Below are 18,259 nucleotides of genomic sequence, written 5' to 3'. Positions count from 1 at the left end.
AAAAATCAGCGCATCCCTAGGGTTTGCTGATCATTCGACCCGGTCGCCGGATTGGTCGAAGTGTGTCGCGGCCTGTTGGTAGCCGTCGATGATTTGTCCGGTCTAGGGTGCGAACACAGAGTTGCTCGGGCACGGGGGCCCGTCCAGCGGTGGGCGGGGCGTACGCAACCCGGGCACAGACTTGAGGAGACCTATGTCTACCCCCACCGCGGCGCCGAAGTCTTCGGCCCGCATTCATGTGCAGAAGTTCGGCACGTTCCTTTCGGGCATGATCATGCCCAACATTCCTGCCCTGATCGCATGGGGCATTCTCACCATGTTCTTCATTCCCAAGGGCTTCACCCCGAACGAAGCCGTCGCGACCGTCGTCGGTCCGATGATCCACTACCTGCTGCCGATCATCATCGCCTACACCGGCGGGCACATGGTCTACGGACTGCGCGGCGCCGTGGTGGCCTCCATCGGCGTGATGGGTGCGATCGCCGGCTCGGACTACCTGATCGCGCAAGAGAACGCGCGGCTGCTCGAGGCGTGGCTCGCCACGGGCAAGGCGGAGGCCGACTTCTCCGAACTCGGCCAGGTGCACATGTTCATCGGTGCGATGGTCATGGCCCCGCTGTCGGCCTATTCGATGCGCTGGCTCGACAAGCTGTGGGAGAACAAGATCAAGGCCGGGCTGGAAATGCTGGTCAACATGTTCTCGGCCGGAATCTGGGGCTTCGTACTGCTGATCATCGGCTTCTACCCGATCGCCTGGCTGGTCAACGGCCTGATGTCGATCCTGAGTTCGGCCGTCAACTGGCTGGTCGCGAACAACCTGCTGCCGCTGACTAGCATCATCATCGAGCCGGCCAAGGTGCTCTTCCTGAACAACGCGATCAACCATGGCGTGCTGACCCCGCTCGGGTTGGCGCAGGCGGGCGATGCCGCGTACAACAACCGGTCCATCCTGTTCCTGCTGGAGGCGAACCCCGGGCCGGGCCTCGGGTTGCTGCTCGCCTTCGCCCTGGTCGGAATCGGTGCCGCCAAGGCATCGGCTCCGGGCGCTGCCTTCATCCAGTTCGTTGGCGGTATTCACGAGGTGTACTTCCCGTACGCGCTGATGAAGCCCGCGCTGATTCTGGCCCTGATCGGTGGCGGTATGACCGGTGTCACCACGAACATGCTGCTCGGTGGTGCGTTGCGAGCACCTGCCGCTCCCGGCAGCATCCTGGCCGTCCTCGCGCAGACCGCGCCGGGGGCCTACTTCGCGGTCATCTTGTCGGTGGTGCTCTCGGCCACGGTGACGTTCCTGATCGCGGCGGCGATCCTGCGCGCGTCTCGCAAGACCGATCTGGCCGCAGAGGCCGCAGGCGAGGATCGTTTCGCCAGCGCCGTGAGCCAGACCGAAGCCAACAAGGGCAAGTCGTCCGACGCGCTGTCCGGGCTCCTCGCCGGCGGCGGCGCGGCTCACAGCGGCCCCATCAAGTCGATCGTCTTCGCCTGCGACGCGGGCATGGGCTCGTCCGCGATGGGTGCCTCGGTGCTGCGCAAGAAGATCCAGGCCGCCGGGTTCGGCGACGTGACGGTGGTCAACAAGGCGATCGCGAGCCTCGACGATGCATTCGACGTGGTGGTCTCGCACGAAGACCTGATCGCGCGCGCGACGCAGCGGACCCCGTCCGCCGTGCACGTGGCGGTGGACAACTTCATGTCCTCACCCCGTTACGACGAGGTCGTCGACATGGTCCGCCGGACGAACTCGGAGGCCGCTGCCGAAGCGCCCGCGCCGGAGGCTCCGGCGCCCGTGCCCGCCGCCACCGCCGCCCCCGAAGCCGCTCCGACGGCCGGTGCCGTCCCTGCGGCGGTGGCCGTCGCCGACCACGCCGACGAAGCGTCCGACTCGGTGCTGAAGCTCAGTTCGATCGTGCTCGACGGCACGGCCGGTGACAAGGACGGTGCCATCAAAGAGGCGGGCGACCTGCTGGTGGCCTCGGGCAACGTCGATGCGGGTTACGTCGATTCGATGTACGAGCGCGAGAAGTCGGTCTCGACCTACATGGGCAACCTGCTGGCGATTCCGCACGGCACCAACGAGGCCAAGTCGATGATCTTGAGCTCGTCGATCTCGGTGGTGCGTTACCCGAACGGCATCGACTGGAACGGCAACCCGGTCAAGTTCGTGATCGGCATCGCCGGCGCGGGCAACGACCACCTCGAGTTGCTGGGCAAGATCGCCGAGGTGTTCCTCGACGAGTCGAAGATCGCCGAACTCGAAGCGGCCACCGACGCCCAGCAGATCAAGGACGCCTTCGGAAAGGTGAACGGCTGACATGAAAGCGGTCCACTTCGGCGCGGGAAACATCGGTCGCGGGTTCGTCGGCCTGCTGCTCAGCAACGCCGGCTACGAACTGGTCTTCGCAGACGTCGCCGACGCGCTGATCGAGGCGCTGGCGAACTCCGATTCGTACGCCGTGCACGAGGTGGGTGATGACCCGCGCACCACCGTGGTGCGCGGGTACTCCGCTCTCAACTCGGCCAAGCAGGCTGAGGAGTTGACCGCCGCGATCGCCTCGGCCGACATCGTCACCACAGCTGTCGGAGCTCACATTCTGAAGTTCGTGGCCCCGGCCATCGCGGCGGGTATCGCGGCCCGTCCGACCGGGTCACCCAAGTTGGCGGTGATGGCCTGTGAGAACGCCATCAACGGCACCGACATTCTGAAGGGCGAGGTCGAGGCGGCCTACGCCGGTGACGATCTGGCCGACCGGGCGTTGTTCGCCAACACCGCGGTCGACCGCATCGTGCCGGCCCAAGACCCGAACGCGGGGCTCGACGTCACGGTCGAGAACTACTTCGAGTGGGCCATCGAGACGCCGCCGTTCGAGGGCAACGTGCCCGAGATCGACGGCGTCACCTGGGTGGACGACCTGGAGCCCTACATCGAACGCAAGTTGTTCACGGTGAACACCGGCCACGCCACCGCGGCCTGGTTCGGCTACGCCGCTGGCATCGAGAAGATCTCGGACGCGCTCGCTGACGCCGACGTGACCGCCAAGGTCGCCGACGCATTGGCCGACACCAAGTCGTTGATCGTCGCCAAGCACGGCGTCGACGATGCGGTGCAGACCGCCTACGTGAGCAAGATCCTCAAGCGGTTCGCCAACCCGAGCCTGCCCGACACCACCCTGCGGGTGGGTCGTGGGCCGCTGCGCAAGCTGAGCCGGCATGACAGGTTCATTTCGCCGGCGTCGCAGTTGGCTGAGCGGGGCATGCCCTACAACGGACTGCTGGCGGCGATCGGCGCGGGTCTCGGTTTCGACAATGCTGACGACCCCGAAGCCGTCGAGCTGCAACGGCTGCTGGGGGAGTTGTCACCCGAAGATGCGGTGGCGCAGATCACCGGCCTGACCGAGGCCGACGCCCTCTACCCGGCGGTGTTGGAGGTCGTTCGCAACCACCAGCAGGGCTGAGTCACACAGCGCACGACGGCGCTCCGGCTTCGTCCGGGGCGCCGTTCGCTGCGTCTGGGCCCCCGTGGGCGCGGGCACGATATGGCCTAGTGGCGCGTGCCGGGCGCGCCGTCCGGCATGGACGGCGTGTTGACAGCACCCCTGCCGCCGCCACGTAGCATGTGCGGGTGAACCAAGAAGCACAGGCAAATCAGGCCTCAAACGCGGTGCTCGCACTGAATTCGATCGAGCTCAACGGCACCGCCACCGACAAGGCCGGCGCCATCAAAGAGGCGGGCGACCTGCTGGTCGCGTCCGGCAACGTCGACCCCAGCTACGTCGATTCGATGTACGAGCGCGAGCGCTCGGTGTCTACCTACATGGGCAACCTGCTGGCGATTCCGCACGGAACCAATGAGGCCAAGACGCTCATCAAGCAGTCGTGCATCTCGTTGGTGCGCTACGCCAACGGCATCACCTGGAACGGCAACCCGGTGAAGTTCGTGGTCGGCATCGCCGGTGCGGGCGACGATCACCTCGACCTGCTCGGCCAGATCGCCGTGGTGTTCATGGACGAAGAGGGCATCGGAAAGCTCGAGGCGGCCACCACTGCCGAGCAGATCATGGACGTGTTCAGCGACGTCGAACTCTGAGCTGTTCTCGCTCGTCGAGCTTGTCGAAACCCGGGTCTGGCCGAGCGCTCACCACGTCATCTCGGCGGACTGACGGGTGGCCTGTGACGCAGTCGCCGTCGCGGGGGAGTCTGTTGCACCTCGGCTGGTTGGCGGTGGATCAGTTCGTTGCCGCGGTGCGGGGGCGCCCTACCCTGACGTGGCTGGGTTGGCCGGGGGAGTCTGTTGCCGCGGTGCGGGGGGCACCCCGCCCTGCCCAAGCGGAGCTCGCCGGCCAGTTGCGTCTCGATGTGCCGTTTGCGTGTGTGGGCCGGCGAGCCCGCCCTACGCCCACCTACCGGGTCGGGGTGCCCCCACACCGCTTTGACCGTCGCGTCACTTTGGTCGCGGCTGAGCTCACGGTCCCGGCGAACGCCGGGATCTCACCCGTGCGCAAGTCCGCCGTCAGGCCGAGGCTGTGTCACCACGGGGTCGTCGCTTTTCGTCATCGCGGCGCGAGTTGGGGACGGTTCCGAACTCGCGCCACCGGGTCACAAAGGGCCGCGCTTTCGTCATCCCGGCTCACGCCGGGATCTCATCACGCTCACTCGACGGACCCAAATAGCCGCTCCCGCTCAGCCCGCCGACTCGACCTCGACCACACCATCCCCTACACCGACGGCATCGACGACCAGACCCGGCCCGACAACCTCGGCCCCCTCACCCGAACCCTGCACCGCGCCGAAACCAGCCGCCGCCGGCAAGTCAAACAACCAGCATCCGGCATCTTCTGGTGGACCAGCCCCCACCACCAGCACTACCGCGTCACCAACCACAGCACCGACGACCTCCACCAGTGGTCCACCGGCGAACAAGGTCTGCTCTGGAGGCGCGACGCACAACCACCGCCCAACGGGTAGACTGGCACGGCTCCCAACGACGTTTTGGAGGTTGTGTCATGTCCGCCCGAACCGTGATCGCCGAGGCCGCGCTGCCCGGCGGCGCGGTGCTGCGCATCGTCGAGACCACCTCCGACGGCTTGAATCTCACCGCTGACGTGAACGGCGACACGGTCGGTGCTCTGGTGATCGACCTCAACGGCACCACGGCCACGCTTCGCGACGTGACAGTCGATCGCGACCACCTGGGCGAGGGCATTGGCGGCACCCTGCTGCAGTGCGCCACCGACCTGCTGGCCGCCCGTGGCGCGCACATCATCGAAGCCCACTGCCCGGCAGAACTCGGCACCTGGCTGCGTCGGCACGGTTTCACGCGCGAGGGCGAAGCCTGGCGCACTGCCGTCCCCACTCTTGTTGAGGCACCCACCGCCGAGGCCATGCGTGCCCTCGGCGAGAAGCTGGCCGCCCTGCTGGCCCCTGGCGACGTGATCATCGCCACGGGTGACCTGGGCGCCGGCAAGACCACCCTCACCCAGGGCATCGGCGCCGGTCTGGGGGTCGCCGGGCCGGTGATCTCGCCCACCTTCGTGCTGTCGCGGGTGCACCCCACCACCACCGGCGGGCCCGCGCTGGTGCACGTGGACGCCTACCGACTCGGTAGCTTCGACGAGCTCGAAGACCTCGATCTCGAGGCGTCCCTGGCCGACTCGGTCACGCTGGTCGAGTGGGGTGGGGGCATCGCCGAGGGGCTGGCCGACGACCGGCTCGACATCGACATTCGCCGGGGTCTGGACCCCGACGACGAGACCCGGCTGGTGTTTCTGGCCGGACGCGGCCCGCGCTGGGCTGCGCGGCAACTGGAGAGCGTGCGATGAGCCTGACCCTCGCGATCGACACTTCCACCGACGTGCGCGTCGGCCTGGCCGCCGATGGGACCGTGCTGGCGTCGAGTGCCGTCACCGATCCGCGCGCTCACGCCGAGCAACTAATGCCGTTGATCGAGCGGACGCTGGCCGACGCCGACCGGCGACTGGCCGACGTCACCCAGATCGTGGTCGGCGTGGGCCCGGGCCCCTTTACCGGCCTGCGGGTCGGTGTGGTCACCGCCCATACCCTCGGCTTCGTGTTGGGCGTGCCGGTACGCGGAGTCTGTTCCCTCGACGCCGGTGCCGCGGGCCACGAGGCAGCAGGGGAGTTCGTCGTGGTATCGGACGCCCGCCGCCGCGAGGTCTACTGGGCCCGCTACGCCGCAGACGGCCATCGACTCGCCGGCCCGTTCGTCACCCCCGCGAGCGAGTTGCCCGACCTGCCGGTCACCGGCCCGGGTGCGGCCCTGGCCGGGGGTGAGTCGACGCCCCTGGACGGCGGGTTGCTCGCCCTCTCCGGCCCCGAACTGCCCGATATGGGTCTGTCGCCGCTGTACCTGCGCAGACCGGACGCGGAGGTGCCCACCACCCGTAAGTCGACGCTGCTGCAGCCGCGGCTGGCGCCGGGCCTGGCGCGATGAACCCCACCGTGCTGATCGACCGCGCGACCGAGGCCGACCTGCCCGCGATCCTCGCCCTGGAAGAGACCGGGTTCTCGGCTTCGTCGCGCTGGGTGGCGGCGTCGTGGAGTCCCGAGTTGAGCGGCGCCGACCATCTGGTCTCGGCGGCACGTGCCCCCGACGGAGTCGTTCTCGGTGTGGCGGCCTTTCAGCAGATCGCCGAGGTGGCCGACCTGAATCGGGTGGTGGTCGCCGCTAGTGCGCGGGGGCAGGGGCTGGGCCGCGCCCTGGTCGCAGAGGGGCTGGCCTGGGCCGCCGAGCGTGGCGCCGAGCGGATGCTGCTCGAGGTCGAGTGGGCCAACGAGCCGGCACTGGCGTTGTACCGCGGGCTGGGCTTCGTGGTGATCAGCCATCGGGTGAACTACTACGGCACCAATCGCGACGCATTGGTCATGCAGCGCGAACTGGTGCGGGGGGAGGCGATCGCATGAGCGCTCCGCTGGTGTTGGGTATCGAGTCGTCGTGCGACGAAACCGGGGTGGGCATCGTCCGGGGTCACGAGTTGCTGGCCAACGAGGTGGCCTCATCGGTCGAGCAGCACGTGCGGTACGGCGGCGTGGTGCCCGAGATCGCGTCCCGAGCGCACCTCGAAGCCATGCGGCCGGCCCTCGAACGCGCCCTCGCCACCGCAGATGTCGACCTGACCGAGGTGGATGGCATCGCCGTCACCGCCGGGCCCGGCCTGATGGGGGCCCTCGTGGTGGGGCTGGCGTCGGCGAAAGCCCTGGCCGCGAGCCTGAACAAGCCCCTGTACGGGTTGAACCACCTGGTCGGCCACGTGGCGGTCGACCTGCTCGACCATGGCCCGCTGCCGCAGCCGTGCGCCGCGTTGCTGGTGTCGGGCGGGCACACCTCGCTGCTGCTGGTGAACGACATCACGGGCGACATCACCGAACTCGGTTCGACCATCGACGACGCGGCCGGCGAGGCCTACGACAAGGTGGCCCGGCTGCTGGGGCTGGCCTACCCGGGCGGGCCGGTGATCGACAAGGCGGCCGCCGACGGCAACCCGAAGGCGATCGCCTTTCCGCGCGGGCTCACCGCACAGAAAGACCTGGTCAAGCGCCGGTTCGACTACTCGTTCTCGGGGCTCAAGACGTCGGTCTCACGGTGGGTCGAGACCCGGCGCCGCGATGGTGAAGACGTGCCGATCAACGACGTGGCCGCGTCGTTTCAAGAGGCCGTCTGCGACGTGCTCACCGCCAAGGCCGTGGACGCCTGCGAGCACCTCGGCGTGAGCGACCTGCTGATCGGCGGGGGAGTGGCCGCCAACTCGCGGCTGCGCTCGCTGCTGGAGGAGCGCACGGCCGCCCGCGGCATCACGCTGCGCCGGCCGCGTCCGGGGCTGTGCACCGACAACGGCGCCATGATGGCCGTGCTGGGCGCAGAGGTGATCGAGCGCGGGCTGCGGCCGTCTTCGCTCGACATCGGGGCCAACTCGGGCCTGCCGGTGTCGACGGTGCTGGTCTGATGCTCAGGCCGATCATCGGGGTGCTGGGCTACGTGCTGCACCCTGAGCGTGACCGGGTGCTGATGGTGTTGCGCAGCCGTGACGGCGACCAGCACCAGGGCAAGTACAACGGGCTGGGCGGCAAGCTCGAAGCCGACGAGGACGTGGTCGGTTGCCTGCATCGCGAACTGATGGAAGAGGCCGGCATCACGGTTACCGCGCAGCGGCTGCGCGGCACCATTTCGTGGCCAGGGTTCGGGACCGGCGGCGAAGACTGGTTCGGCTTCCTGTTCGTCGTTGACGCCTTCACCGGTGAGGTGCCGCAGCGCAACGACGACGGACCGCTGGATTGGGTGCCGATCACGCGGCTGCGGGGGGCGGGCGAACCACTACCGATGTGGGCGGGTGACCGTCACTTTCTGCCGCTGGTCTTCGACGACGACCCGCGACCGTTCCACGGCGTGATGCCCTACGTCGACGGCCGTCCCGCGTCGTGGACGTACCACCGCTGACGATCCCGTCAGGTTCACTCGGCAGTCAGCCGGGCGCCCATCGCCGCGATCTGGTCGGGGGTGACCCGGCAGCAGCCGCCGAGTGCGCGCACGCCGGCGGAACGCCAGGCGTCCACGCTTTCGGACGCCGCCGCGTCTCCGGTCCAGGTGCGGGCGACCGCGTCCCACGATTCGCCGCTGTTGGGGTAGAACACCACCGGACGACGGCCCGCTACCGCAGCCACCACGTCGGCCGACTCGCGCGGATCGCAGCAGTTGGCACCCAGTGCGACCACGCAGGGCACATCGGCAGCCATCGCATACGCCTCTGCCGCGGGTTCGCCAAGCCGGGTGCGGTCACCCACCGTGGTGAGCGAGATCCACGCCGGCACGCCCAGGTCGTCGAGTTCGGCGGCCAGCGCCTCGACCTCGGCCAGGCAAGGAATCGTCTCGCAGGCCAGTAGGTCGGGTTCTGCCGCGGCCAGTTTCTGCAATCGCGGACGATGCCACGCCCGCAACTTGGCCACGCTCAACCCGTAGTCACCGCGGTATTCCGAGCCGTCGGCCAGGCCGGCTCCGTAGGGGCCGACCGACGCTGCCACGAACCGCGGCCCGTCGAAGTCGGCCGCCGCGGCCCGGGCCAGCCGCACGCTGCGGGCCAGCGCCTCGTCGGCCTCGGCCACGGTGCGTCCGGCGGCCAGAAAACCCGACTCGCTCACCTGGTACGACGCGGTGATCGCCACCTCGGCGCCGGCGGCGAAGAAGTCGGCGTGGGTGGCGCGCACCTCGTCGGGGTCGGTGAGCAGCAGCCGCGCCGACCACAAGGTGTCGCTCAGGTCATGCCCGCGGGCCTCCAGCCGCGTGGCGAAGCCGCCGTCGAGCAGCACGGGCCGCTGCTCCAGCAGCGCCTCGAACGACGTCATGCTCGCCGGGTCAGCGCAGTTCGGTCGGGTCGGAGGTCTGCGTGGGGCTGGGGGTGACGGCCGGCGGCTGCTTGGGGTTGCGCGGCAGGGCCAGGGCATAGCCGCCCAGCAGGCCACCGAGCAGGGCGAGCGCCGCGCCGCCGATCATGTAACCGACCGGATTCATGAACGCCATGCTGCGGTTGGCCGACAGCGCGATGTACTGCTTCCAGGTCTCGAAGCCGCCGTACGACAGCACGCCGATGGCACCCACCAGGGCGACACCGCCCAGAATCAGCAGAACGCGGGGCAGCAGCTTCATGGCGAACAGCCTAGCCGCAGGGCCAGGTGGTAGACATCGGGTCATGAATGGCGAGCAGGCGCGCTGGCTGGTGGGGCCGCAGGCGGCCGAAGCCCTCGTGGCGTCGACGGCCGAGGGCGACCCCGCCTCGCTCGCCGCGGCCGAGCGCATGCGCCGGGTGCTGCCGCCCGACCGTGCGGCGCTGGTGCTGGCGCAAGAGGCGCTGCGGCGGCGTGCGGCCACCAAGTTCGGCCCCCTCGCGACGGCGTTGTTCTTCACCGCCGACGGCCTGGAGCAGGCCACTCGTCCCCGGGTCGCGGCGTGGCGGGCGCAGCGGTTCGTTGCGGCTGGGGTGCGGCGGGTGATCGATCTGGGGTGCGGCCTGGGTGCGGACGCGCTGGCCCTGCTCGCGGCGGGGTTGCAGGTGGTCGCCGTCGAGGCCGACGAGGCCACCGCGGTGCTCGCCCGGGCCAATCTGGGCATCGACGTGGTGGTGGGCGACGCGGTCGAACTGCTCGACGACCTGGCCGGCCCGGACGCGGCCGTGTTCTGCGACCCCGCCCGGCGCACGTCGTCGGGGCGCAGTTGGCGCCTGGAGGACCTACGGCCGCCCTGGTCGTTCGTCGAGCACCTGCTGGCCACCCGCGTCTGCTGCATCAAGCTGGGGCCGGGACTGCCGCTGAAGCACGTGCCCAACACCGTGGCAGCCACCTGGGTGAGCGACGCCGGCGATCTGGTGGAACTGTCGTTGTGGAATCGACTGTGGACGCCGGGTCGTGAGGCGGTGTTGCTGCCCGGTGGCAATGTTCTGGGCGACGGTGGCCGGCAGCAGCCTCCCGACCCAGCGGCACCGAGGGTCGGGGACGTGCTGTACGAACCGGATCCGGCGGTGATCCGGGCCGGGCTGGTTGATCGGCTCGCGGGGCGGCTGAAGGCCCGGCGGGTGCACGCCGACATCGCCTACCTGGTCGCTGCCGAGCCGCGGGACACCCCCTTCGCGACGGCCTTCGAGGTGCTGCAGGTGCTCGACGCGGGCGAGAGGACGTTGAAGGGCTGGGTGCGTGAGCAGCGCGTCGGCACGCTCGAGATCAAGAAGCGCGGGGTCGACATCGACCCCGCTGCGCTGCGCCGCCGGCTGAAGCCGGCCGGTCCCAACAGCGCGACGCTGCTACTCACCCCCACCCCCGACGGCGCCCGCGCCCTGGTCGTGCGCCGCCTCTGAAGCGGGATGTCAGCCGATGGTGAAGGTCTCGCCGCGTCGGGCGTAGTCGAGCGACTCGGCGTCGAGGTAGTCGGCCGCGGTGAGCACCAACGGTGCCAGCTCGCGCTCGAGCGTCTGCGACCGGAACAGCACGCCGATGGTCACCTCGTGGTCGGGCCGAAAGATCACCTCGATCGGGTCGCCGGCGCGCACCACACCCGGCCTCACGACCGCCAGGTACGCCCCGGGCATGGCTGCCCTGGTGAAGGTCTTCAGCCAACCGCGCTCGGCGATGAACGCCCGAAACGTGTTGCATGGAATGCGTGGGCAGGTGACCACGAGCTCGACCGCATCGTCGCCCGCGCCGATGCGCCAGCGCTCGCCGATCAGGGCACCGGTCACGTCCAGCCCCACAGTGGTCAGGTTCTCGCCGAACGCACCGGACGCGAACTCGCGCCCCACCTGCGCGCCCAGGGCGTCCAGATCTTCGCGGGCGCAGGCGTAGGCGGCCTGAACCGTGCCACCGTGGTGCTTGCCGTCGCCGATGTAGTCGCCGACCAGACCGCTGCGTGCGTCGGGCCCCAGCCGCCTGGTCACCTCGCGCGCAGGCGGAGCAACCACCCGCGCCGAGGTCACCGGCTGCTTATCGATGCCGGTCGTGTTCGCGGGCTTGCCGCGGTCGACCGCAGGGCGGCCCAGGTTCACCGACAGCACGGTCGCGGTCACGCCTGCGCCGATCCGTCCGGCTTGCGCACCAGGTAGGGCGGGTCGTCGTCGCGGCGCGGACGCACCCCGACCGCCCAGCCGTGCGAAGGCACGGTCTCGCCGCAGCCGGGGCTGGCCAGCAGCACCTCGCCCTCAGGGGCGGGGCCGTCGTCGTCGGAGATGTTCAGCGCCAGTTCGATCACCTGATCGGGCCCGGCCACTTCGACCACCACCGACTCGTTGGTGAGATCGCGGGTGGTCACCACGCCGTCGACGATCCAGGCGTGCTGGCGGCGTATCGCCAGCAACTTCCGGTACAACTCGCGGGTGTCGTCGCCGAACGGCAGCAGCCCGTCGGGAGTCTGGGGAAACGGCGGACGCACCGCGTCGTCGCCGCCGATCTGGTCGAGCTTCACGCCCTCGAACCGGTGCTCGTCGCCGGCATAGATCGACGGCACCCCGGGCAGCAACGTGAGCAGTACGGCCGCGTGCTCGATGTCGCGACGGTCGTCCAGCTTGGACGATATGCGCGTCACGTCATGATTCGAAATGAAGATCTGCGGCCGGAAGTGCTCACAGAACCGGCGATGCCGCTGCAGCGCCCAGTCGAGGCTCCACAGGTTGTGATCGTTCATCGACTGCCAGATGCCGTGCCACAGCTCGTACTGCGTCACCGAGTCGAGGCCCGATTCGGCCACGAACTCGTCCTTGTCGCCGTGAATCACCTCGCCCAACAGCCAGCAGTCCGGGTACGCGGCCTTCACCCGCTCGACGATCGGACGCCACGCCGCCGCTCCGGGCGCGTAGGCGGCGTCGAGGCGCCAGCCGTCGATGCCGCGCTCGAGCCAGTGGCACATCACGTCGACCACGAAGGTCTGCACGGCCGGGTTGGCGAAGTCGAGTTCGACCAGCGCCTCGTGGCCTTCGAAGACCCGCGGGTAGCCGTCCACCCAACGGATCCAGTCACCGTCAGGGGTGCCCGGCCCGGCGGCGATCGCCTTCTGCACGAGCGGGTGCTCACGGCCCAGGTGGTTGAACACCCCGTCGAGAAGAATGCGAATGCCGCGTTCCTTGGCCTTCCACATCAGCTCGTCGAAGTCGCTGTCGTCGCCCAGCCGCGAGTCGATGGCGTAGTGGTCGAGGGTGTCGTAGCCGTGGCTCCAGCTGGCGAAGATCGGGTTGAGCAGCATGCCGTTGCAGCCCAGGTCGATCAGGTAATCGAGCCAGTTGGTGAGCTGGCCCAGGCGATGTCGCACGTCGTGCACCGCGGTGTCTTCGGCGTTCACGAAGCCGAGCGGGTAGCAGTGCCACCAGATGACGTGTGCGGTCCAGTCCATCAAGCTCCTCACCGGGGTGGTCGCGGGGGAGTCTACCGAGCCGCGGTGACGAGTTGGTCGGCTCAGCTCCAATCGCGAAACACCACGCACACCGTGGTCGCGTCGAGCACCGCGAACTCGCGCGCCCCGTACTCGCGCCGCACGATGCCGCCGCCGCGCGGGTAGGTGGGGTGCAGCAGGTCCGGACGGCGGCCGGCCACGTCGGCGTACACGGCGTCGATGTCGTCGGTCTCGATGCCCAGTTCTGGACGGTCCTTGGCCGCGTATTCGGCGTCCTCCACCACGTACAGCTTGCAGCCGTCGCGGCCGACCACCACGAAATCGCCGTCGTCGTGCAGCACTTCGAAGCCCAGCCCGTCGACGAACAGGTCGCGACCGATGGCGAGGTCGGCGTAGAAGACCTTCGGAATCAGGGTCTGATAGCTCACGCCGCCCTCCACTCGATCAGCGCCACGGTGTTGCCCTCGGAATCGCGCACGAACGCCTGCCACTCGTCGGTGCCCGCGGGGCCCAGCGTGTCGTCCTCGTGGCCGAAGATGGCGTGCGGCGCGGTGACCACCTCGACCCCCGCCGCCTCCAGCCGGGCGATCTCGGCCTCGACGTCGTCCACCCTGAGGTAGAGCAGGGCCGAGGGTGCGTTGCCGTCGAGCAGAAGGCGGGTGCCGTCGAGGTCGAAGAAGAGCAGCCCCGGTGGGTCGAACCGGGCGGTCGGGCCGCGGCCGAGCAGCGTGGTGTACCAGGCCGCGGCCCGGTCGAGATCCGCGGCGTACTGCGCCACCTGTACCAGTGCCATGATGTGCTCCTTCCGCGCCCACACTAACCCGCTACCCGACGGGGGCCGATGTTGCGGGTCTGTTCCAATCCGGGCTGCTGGCGGTCGGCGCCGCTCACCCGCTGCCACCATGGACGACGTGCAACGAACCGTCAGCGCCCACATCGAAGCCACCGTGACCGCCGGCACCGACCTGGCGCTGGCCATCGCCGTGGCCGATGGTCCGACCCGTACCGAGAGCCTCGTGATGACCGCCAACGGGACGGCCGCGGTGGCGAACGAGATCGCCGCACCCCACGGGGGACGGCTGCATCTCGTCGCCGGGCTGCCCGCCGGCCCGCTGACCATCGACTACACCGCCACCGTCGAGGGTGTCGCGCCGATCGAGCCGCTCGCCGAGATCGACCGCATTCTCTACGCCCGGCCGAGCCGGTACTGCGACTCAGACAAGCTGATGCCGGTGGCCGCCGCCGAGTTCGCCGGAATCACGGGCAAAGCGCTGCTCGATGCGGTGTCGAGTTGGGTGGGTTCGCAACTGTCGTATGTGTCGGGGTCGTCCAAGCCCATCGACGGTGCGGTCGACACCTACCTGTCGCGGCAGGGCGTGTGCCGCGACTACGCGCACCTGGTGATCGCCCTGCTGCGGGGGCTCAACGTGCCGGCGCGGCTGGCCGCCGTCTATGCGCCCGGGCTCGACCCGATGGACTTTCACGCCGTCGCCGAAGCGTACGTCGACGGCGCCTGGTGGGTGGTGGACGCCACCGCGCTCGCCCCTCGTCCGACCCTGCTGCGCATCGCCACCGGACGCGACGCCGCCGACACCGCGTTTCTCAGCACGCTGGGCGGGTCTCTGACCCTGCACAGCGTCGAGGTGACCGCGACCGTCGACGAGTTGCCGGGCGACGACCTGACCCTGCTGACCGCCCTGCGCTGAACCCGTGGCGCTGCTGCTGTATGACGCCGACTGCGGGTTCTGCACCCGCAGCGCCGCATGGCTGAAGGGTCGGCTGCCGCACCTGCGCATCGAGCCGCTCCAGCGGGCAGACCTGGACGCCCTGGGCGTCGACGAAGTGCGCGCCGCGCGCGAGATTCCGTTCGTGGCGGGTTCGTCGGTCAGCTACGGCGCAGAGGCGATCGGACGGGCGCTTGCCACCGGCGGCGGGCTGTGGCGGCTGGCCGGACTGGTGCTGAGCCGTCCGCCGGTGCTCTGGCTGGCCCGTCCGGTGTATGCGCTGGTGGCGGCGAACCGCCACCGGTTGCCCGGCGGCACTGCGACCTGCCGGTTGGACGGCCCCTGAAGCGCCACAAACCTCAGGGGTGACCCCGGTTCGACGGCGGCCTATTCTGTGGGTTACTCACCGGCTTCGGCGATCACCCCGTTGTCGCCCGGTGCGGGTCTGGGGGGACCTCATGAAGCAACGCACGGCACGCATCGCAGCCATGGCGGTGGCGTTGGTCGCCCTCATCGCCCTGATCGCACGCCCCCCGATGATTCCCCTCGAACCGGTGCCCGAGGGCTGGGCGTTGGACGTGCACCAGAGTGGCGAATGGTGGAACCAGCCCCTGATTCCCCGTTCCGTGGTGGTGCAGCGGTGCCCGCCGCCGTCGTTCTGGTCCTCCGACCCCGACCTCACCGTGCTGACGGGGCTGAAGCCGGGCAGCAGCGTCGAGTACTCGTTCTTGGCCGACGACTACCACTGCGGCATCGGCTGGTCGCAGCCCGAGTCGTCGGTGACGGTGTCGCAGGCAGAACTCGCCACCGAGGCCGGACTGCGCCGGTTCTGCAGCGCCAGCGGCCTGCCCGTCGACGAACAGTGGCGCTATCTGGGCCGTCAGGCAGAGCAGGTGGTCGGCACCACCTGGCCGCATTCTCCGGCCGACCCCGGCACCACCCAGCTGACGGCGGCGTTCGTCGATGCCAACGGCACCGTGCTGTCGTGTCTGGTGAACACCATGTTCGACCAGCCCGGCCGGGGCGTGATCGAGTTGGCTCTGGGCGGTTCCGGCCCGGCCACGGCCACGCCTCGCTGCCCGGTCGGCGTGCGCGAGCCGGCCCGCAGCGACGGTGGCACCGTCGAGGAGTACCGCCTTCGCGGAGCCGGCCCCGTGCGCGGCACCGACGGCGGGGTGCTGACCGACGCCGCGACGCTGGTGATCGGACTGACCGGCGACACTGTTACCAGCACCCACCCGGTGGTGCGGGGCGTCGCCGTCGTGGACGCCTCCGCCGCCCCCACGAAGGCCATCGAGTTGGACTGGAACAACCTGCCGGGCGTCACCGGACAGATCTACGACGCGGACGGCACACTGCTGGCCACCTGCAACGCCTGAGGGTGTGCTCTGGCTACGTGGCAGCGGGTTCGCCCCACTACATTGGCGCCCATGACTGCTGAGCCAGACGACCAGCCGGTGATCGATCCCGAAGACGTGCTGCCCGACCAGACCTATGACGCGCAGTTCTATCCGGCGAGGCCGAAGAAGCTGCGTCCGGCCGCCCGGCGCAGGCAGAATCCGCTGCACGCGATCAGTGCCCCGCCGTTCGCGCCGGACGGCCGCAACAAGGCCTACGTCGGCTGGTTGGTCGAGCAGTCGATGCTCGGGGACGCGCGCACCCTGGCGCGGCAGCTGGCCGGCCAGCACACCATGTGGGCCAACCCGTTCGCCTCACCGGACCCGCGCGCGGCGGTCGACCGGTCGTCGGTCTGGTTCACCGCGTACCCGCTGTCGCTGGTCACCGTGCCCAACCAGTCCTTTCTGGGCGCGCTCGGCGACGACGGGCTCTGGGAGTGCTTCGAGGCGGTCGGCATCGATGCGGTGCACACCGGACCGGTCAAGCTGGCGGGAGGCCTACGAGGGTGGGACGCGACCCCGAGCGTGGACGGGCATTTCGACCGGATAAGCATGGCGATCGACCCGTTGTTCGGCACCGAGGACGAATACCGCAGCATGTGCGAGGTGGCCGGCAAGCACCACGGCACGATCATCGACGACATCGTGCCCGGGCACACCGGCAAGGGTGCCGACTTCAGGCTGGCCGAGCTGAACTACCACGACTACCCGGGCATCTACCACCTGGTCGACATTCCCGAGGAAGCCTGGCATCTGCTGCCCGAGGTGCCCAAGGGCCGCGACTCGGTGAACCTGGCGCCGTCCCATGAACATGCCCTGGCCGAGGCGGGCTACATCATCGGTGAACTGCAGCGGGTGATCTTCTACGAGCCGGGCGTCAAAGAGACCAACTGGTCGGCCACACCCCCGATCTACGACCACACCGGTCAGCTGCGCCGCTGGGTCTACCTGCACTACTTCAAAGAGGGCCAGCCGTCCATCAACTGGCTGGATCCCACCTTCGCCGGCATGCGGCTGGTGATAGGGGACGCGCTGCACTCCCTGCTCGATCTGGGCTCCGGCGGTCTGCGGCTGGACGCCAACGGCTTTCTGGGTGTGGAGAAGAACGTGTCGGGGCCGGCGTGGTCGGAGGGCCATCCCCTGTCTCAGGCGGCCAACCAGCTGATCGGGTCGATGGTGCGCAAGGTGGGCGGGTTCACCTTCCAGGAGCTCAACCTGTCGATCGACGACATCGCCGAGACCGGCAAGGTCGGGCCCGACCTGTCCTACGACTTCGTCACCCGGCCGGCCTACCAGTTCGCCCTCGCGACCGAGGACACCGAGTTCCTGCGGCTCACCCTGCGCGAGTCGCTGAGCGCCGGCATCGACCAGGCGTCGCTGGTGCACGCGCTGCAGAATCACGATGAGCTCACCTACGAACTGGTGCACTTCGCGACCCGGCACGCCCACGACACCTACACCCTGGGTGGCGTCGACTACACCGGTGCCGACCTGGCCGAGCACGTCCGTGAGACCCTGCGGCAGAAGCTCACCGGCACGGCAGGCCCCTACAACGCCGTGTTCACCCAGAACGGCATCGCGTCGACCACCGCGTCCGTGGTCGCGGCCAGCCTGGGCTACACCGAGCTCGACCAGATCGGGGCCGCCGAGATCGAACGGATCAAGACCGCCCACCTGCTGTTGTGTATGTACAACGCCTGGCAGCCGGGCGTCTTCGCGCTCTCGGGGTGGGATCTGGTGGGTGCGCTGCCGCTGCAGCGGAGCCAGGTGCAGAGCCTGATCGACGCGGGCGACACCCGCTGGATCGAGCGGGGTGCCTACGACCTGATGGGCAGCTCGCCCGACGCCGAGGCGTCCTCGTCCGGCATGCCGCTGGCCAGGGCTCTGTACGGATCGTTGCCCGACCAGCTCGCCCACACCAACTCGTTCGCCGCCCGGCTGTCGAAGATTCTGAAGGTGCGCAAGCGGCACGGGCTGTTCAGCGGCACCCTGTTGGACGTGCCCGAGGTGCCGACCAAAGAGATGCTGGTGCTGGTCAACCGGCTGGCCGTCGGAGCGGGCCAGGTGACGGTGCTGAACTTCGGGCCGAACAAGATCACCGGACGGGTGCAATCCGAGCAGATCCCCGTCGGGCGGGTGTTCGACCTGACCACTCGTCGCAAGGTCGACACGGTGGACGACCTGGGCGGGTTCACCGTGACACTGCCGCCGTTCGGCGGGATCGCGACCTTGATCCGCGAATGAGCCGGCGAGAGGTGACGGCG

20 protein-coding genes are annotated in these 18,259 nt (G+C 69.3%); 13 read left to right on the top strand and 7 right to left on the bottom strand.

Annotation, left to right across the window (positions count from 1 at the left end; translation table 11 throughout):
- The first annotated feature begins 121 nt into the window (after positions 1-121).
- From MPLG2_RS10695 to MPLG2_RS10685, 3 genes are all read left to right on the top strand, one after another.
- On the top strand, positions 122-2,311 hold the full coding sequence (locus MPLG2_RS10695; protein WP_231935627.1) for a PTS sugar transporter subunit IIA: 2,190 nt from the start codon (positions 122-124) through the stop codon (positions 2,309-2,311).
- A 1-nt stretch (position 2,312) separates the two neighbouring features.
- Positions 2,313-3,452: a mannitol-1-phosphate 5-dehydrogenase gene (locus MPLG2_RS10690; protein WP_105186112.1), complete on the top strand. Its 1,140-nt coding sequence runs from the start codon at positions 2,313-2,315 to the stop codon at positions 3,450-3,452.
- Between the two features lie 167 nt (positions 3,453-3,619).
- Positions 3,620-4,084: a PTS sugar transporter subunit IIA gene (locus tag MPLG2_RS10685; RefSeq protein WP_197709913.1), complete on the top strand. Its 465-nt coding sequence runs from the start codon at positions 3,620-3,622 to the stop codon at positions 4,082-4,084.
- A 593-nt stretch (positions 4,085-4,677) separates the two neighbouring features.
- Here MPLG2_RS10685 and MPLG2_RS18470 read toward each other — a convergent pair.
- Positions 4,678-4,896: a hypothetical protein gene (locus MPLG2_RS18470; RefSeq protein WP_158681058.1), complete on the bottom strand. Its 219-nt coding sequence runs from the start codon at positions 4,894-4,896 to the stop codon at positions 4,678-4,680.
- Between the two features lie 104 nt (positions 4,897-5,000).
- Here MPLG2_RS18470 and tsaE point away from each other — a divergent pair, with 104 nt between their 5' ends.
- From tsaE to MPLG2_RS10660, 5 genes are read left to right on the top strand one after another with little or no spacing between them, the layout of a single operon-like run.
- Positions 5,001-5,816 carry a tRNA (adenosine(37)-N6)-threonylcarbamoyltransferase complex ATPase subunit type 1 TsaE gene (tsaE, locus tag MPLG2_RS10680; RefSeq protein ID WP_105186110.1) on the top strand — a complete coding sequence of 272 codons (816 nt, stop codon included), beginning with the start codon at positions 5,001-5,003 and terminating at the stop codon, positions 5,814-5,816.
- Complete coding sequence (gene tsaB / locus MPLG2_RS10675) at positions 5,813-6,448, top strand: tRNA (adenosine(37)-N6)-threonylcarbamoyltransferase complex dimerization subunit type 1 TsaB (RefSeq protein WP_105186109.1); 636 nt, start codon at positions 5,813-5,815, stop codon at positions 6,446-6,448. The genes tsaE and tsaB overlap by 4 nt, the downstream gene beginning before the upstream one ends.
- Positions 6,445-6,918, top strand: coding sequence for a GNAT family N-acetyltransferase (locus MPLG2_RS10670; protein ID WP_105186108.1), 474 nt, complete (start codon positions 6,445-6,447; stop codon positions 6,916-6,918). The genes tsaB and MPLG2_RS10670 overlap by 4 nt, the downstream gene beginning before the upstream one ends.
- Entirely contained in the window at positions 6,915-7,958 is a 1,044-nt protein-coding gene (gene tsaD / locus MPLG2_RS10665; RefSeq protein ID WP_105186107.1) for a tRNA (adenosine(37)-N6)-threonylcarbamoyltransferase complex transferase subunit TsaD, read from the top strand. The genes MPLG2_RS10670 and tsaD overlap by 4 nt, the downstream gene beginning before the upstream one ends.
- Positions 7,958-8,449 (top strand): NUDIX hydrolase, encoded by a 492-nt coding sequence (locus MPLG2_RS10660; protein WP_197709912.1) that lies wholly within the window; start codon positions 7,958-7,960, stop codon positions 8,447-8,449. Before tsaD ends, MPLG2_RS10660 begins: the two co-directional genes overlap by 1 nt.
- Before the next feature lie 14 nt (positions 8,450-8,463).
- Here the strand turns inward: MPLG2_RS10660 and mmuM are convergent, their stop codons facing one another.
- Together mmuM and MPLG2_RS10650 are read right to left on the bottom strand one after the other, a co-directional pair.
- A complete protein-coding gene (gene mmuM / locus MPLG2_RS10655) occupies positions 8,464-9,351 on the bottom strand; it encodes a homocysteine S-methyltransferase (RefSeq protein ID WP_105186106.1) in 888 nt (295 codons plus the stop codon).
- Positions 9,352-9,361: 10 nt separating this feature from the next.
- Positions 9,362-9,652 (bottom strand): hypothetical protein, encoded by a 291-nt coding sequence (locus MPLG2_RS10650; RefSeq protein WP_105186105.1) that lies wholly within the window; start codon positions 9,650-9,652, stop codon positions 9,362-9,364.
- Between the two features lie 43 nt (positions 9,653-9,695).
- Between MPLG2_RS10650 and MPLG2_RS10645 the strand changes: the two genes are divergently transcribed.
- Positions 9,696-10,853 carry a THUMP-like domain-containing protein gene (locus tag MPLG2_RS10645; RefSeq protein ID WP_105186104.1) on the top strand — a complete coding sequence of 386 codons (1,158 nt, stop codon included), beginning with the start codon at positions 9,696-9,698 and terminating at the stop codon, positions 10,851-10,853.
- A gap of 9 nt (positions 10,854-10,862) precedes the next feature.
- Here MPLG2_RS10645 and MPLG2_RS10640 read toward each other — a convergent pair whose 3' ends face one another.
- The 4 genes from MPLG2_RS10640 to MPLG2_RS10625 form a co-directional block, all read right to left on the bottom strand.
- The gene (locus MPLG2_RS10640) at positions 10,863-11,558 is read right to left on the bottom strand and encodes an MOSC domain-containing protein (RefSeq protein ID WP_231935626.1); all 696 of its coding nucleotides are present in this window, start codon (positions 11,556-11,558) and stop codon (positions 10,863-10,865) included.
- Positions 11,555-12,874 (bottom strand): alpha-amylase family glycosyl hydrolase, encoded by a 1,320-nt coding sequence (locus MPLG2_RS10635; RefSeq protein WP_105186103.1) that lies wholly within the window; start codon positions 12,872-12,874, stop codon positions 11,555-11,557. Before MPLG2_RS10635 ends, MPLG2_RS10640 begins: the two co-directional genes overlap by 4 nt.
- 62 nt (positions 12,875-12,936) lie before the next feature.
- Positions 12,937-13,302, bottom strand: coding sequence for a VOC family protein (locus MPLG2_RS10630; protein ID WP_105187616.1), 366 nt, complete (start codon positions 13,300-13,302; stop codon positions 12,937-12,939).
- Positions 13,299-13,667: a VOC family protein gene (locus MPLG2_RS10625; protein ID WP_105187615.1), complete on the bottom strand. Its 369-nt coding sequence runs from the start codon at positions 13,665-13,667 to the stop codon at positions 13,299-13,301. Before MPLG2_RS10625 ends, MPLG2_RS10630 begins: the two co-directional genes overlap by 4 nt.
- Positions 13,668-13,776: 109 nt before the next feature.
- Here MPLG2_RS10625 and MPLG2_RS10620 point away from each other — a divergent pair, with 109 nt between their 5' ends.
- From MPLG2_RS10620 to treS, 4 genes are all read left to right on the top strand, one after another.
- Positions 13,777-14,580, top strand: a complete 804-nt coding sequence (locus MPLG2_RS10620; protein ID WP_197709911.1) for a transglutaminase-like domain-containing protein — start codon at positions 13,777-13,779, stop codon at positions 14,578-14,580.
- Positions 14,581-14,584: 4 nt separating this feature from the next.
- Positions 14,585-14,944 carry a thiol-disulfide oxidoreductase DCC family protein gene (locus tag MPLG2_RS10615; RefSeq protein WP_105186102.1) on the top strand — a complete coding sequence of 120 codons (360 nt, stop codon included), beginning with the start codon at positions 14,585-14,587 and terminating at the stop codon, positions 14,942-14,944.
- 112 nt (positions 14,945-15,056) lie between these two features.
- Positions 15,057-15,977 carry a hypothetical protein gene (locus MPLG2_RS10610; RefSeq protein ID WP_105186101.1) on the top strand — a complete coding sequence of 307 codons (921 nt, stop codon included), beginning with the start codon at positions 15,057-15,059 and terminating at the stop codon, positions 15,975-15,977.
- A 51-nt stretch (positions 15,978-16,028) separates the two neighbouring features.
- On the top strand, positions 16,029-18,239 hold the full coding sequence (gene treS, locus MPLG2_RS10605; protein WP_105186100.1) for a maltose alpha-D-glucosyltransferase: 2,211 nt from the start codon (positions 16,029-16,031) through the stop codon (positions 18,237-18,239).
- The last annotated feature ends 20 nt before the right edge of the window (positions 18,240-18,259 follow it).

Source organism: Micropruina glycogenica (assembly GCF_900289045.1).
In the GTDB taxonomy this organism is placed as follows: domain Bacteria; phylum Actinomycetota; class Actinomycetes; order Propionibacteriales; family Propionibacteriaceae; genus Micropruina; species Micropruina glycogenica.
This window is presented reverse-complemented; position numbering and strand designations above follow the sequence as displayed.

Excerpts from the sequence above, each read along its gene's own strand:
- MPLG2_RS10690 (WP_105186112.1), top strand. The coding sequence starts at position 2,313 with ATGAAAGCGGTCCACTTCGGCGCGGGAAACATCGGTCGCGGGTTCGTC.
- tsaE (WP_105186110.1), top strand. The coding sequence starts at position 5,001 with ATGTCCGCCCGAACCGTGATCGCCGAGGCCGCGCTGCCCGGCGGCGCG.
- tsaB (WP_105186109.1), top strand. The coding sequence starts at position 5,813 with ATGAGCCTGACCCTCGCGATCGACACTTCCACCGACGTGCGCGTCGGC.
- MPLG2_RS10670 (WP_105186108.1), top strand. The coding sequence starts at position 6,445 with ATGAACCCCACCGTGCTGATCGACCGCGCGACCGAGGCCGACCTGCCC.
- tsaD (WP_105186107.1), top strand. The coding sequence starts at position 6,915 with ATGAGCGCTCCGCTGGTGTTGGGTATCGAGTCGTCGTGCGACGAAACC.
- MPLG2_RS10660 (WP_197709912.1), top strand. The coding sequence starts at position 7,958 with ATGCTCAGGCCGATCATCGGGGTGCTGGGCTACGTGCTGCACCCTGAG.
- mmuM (WP_105186106.1), bottom strand. The coding sequence starts at position 9,351 with ATGACGTCGTTCGAGGCGCTGCTGGAGCAGCGGCCCGTGCTGCTCGAC.
- MPLG2_RS10650 (WP_105186105.1), bottom strand. The coding sequence starts at position 9,652 with ATGAAGCTGCTGCCCCGCGTTCTGCTGATTCTGGGCGGTGTCGCCCTG.
- MPLG2_RS10645 (WP_105186104.1), top strand. The coding sequence starts at position 9,696 with ATGAATGGCGAGCAGGCGCGCTGGCTGGTGGGGCCGCAGGCGGCCGAA.
- MPLG2_RS10635 (WP_105186103.1), bottom strand. The coding sequence starts at position 12,874 with ATGGACTGGACCGCACACGTCATCTGGTGGCACTGCTACCCGCTCGGC.
- MPLG2_RS10625 (WP_105187615.1), bottom strand. The coding sequence starts at position 13,667 with ATGGCACTGGTACAGGTGGCGCAGTACGCCGCGGATCTCGACCGGGCC.
- MPLG2_RS10620 (WP_197709911.1), top strand. The coding sequence starts at position 13,777 with ATGGACGACGTGCAACGAACCGTCAGCGCCCACATCGAAGCCACCGTG.
- MPLG2_RS10610 (WP_105186101.1), top strand. The coding sequence starts at position 15,057 with ATGAAGCAACGCACGGCACGCATCGCAGCCATGGCGGTGGCGTTGGTC.
- treS (WP_105186100.1), top strand. The coding sequence starts at position 16,029 with ATGACTGCTGAGCCAGACGACCAGCCGGTGATCGATCCCGAAGACGTG.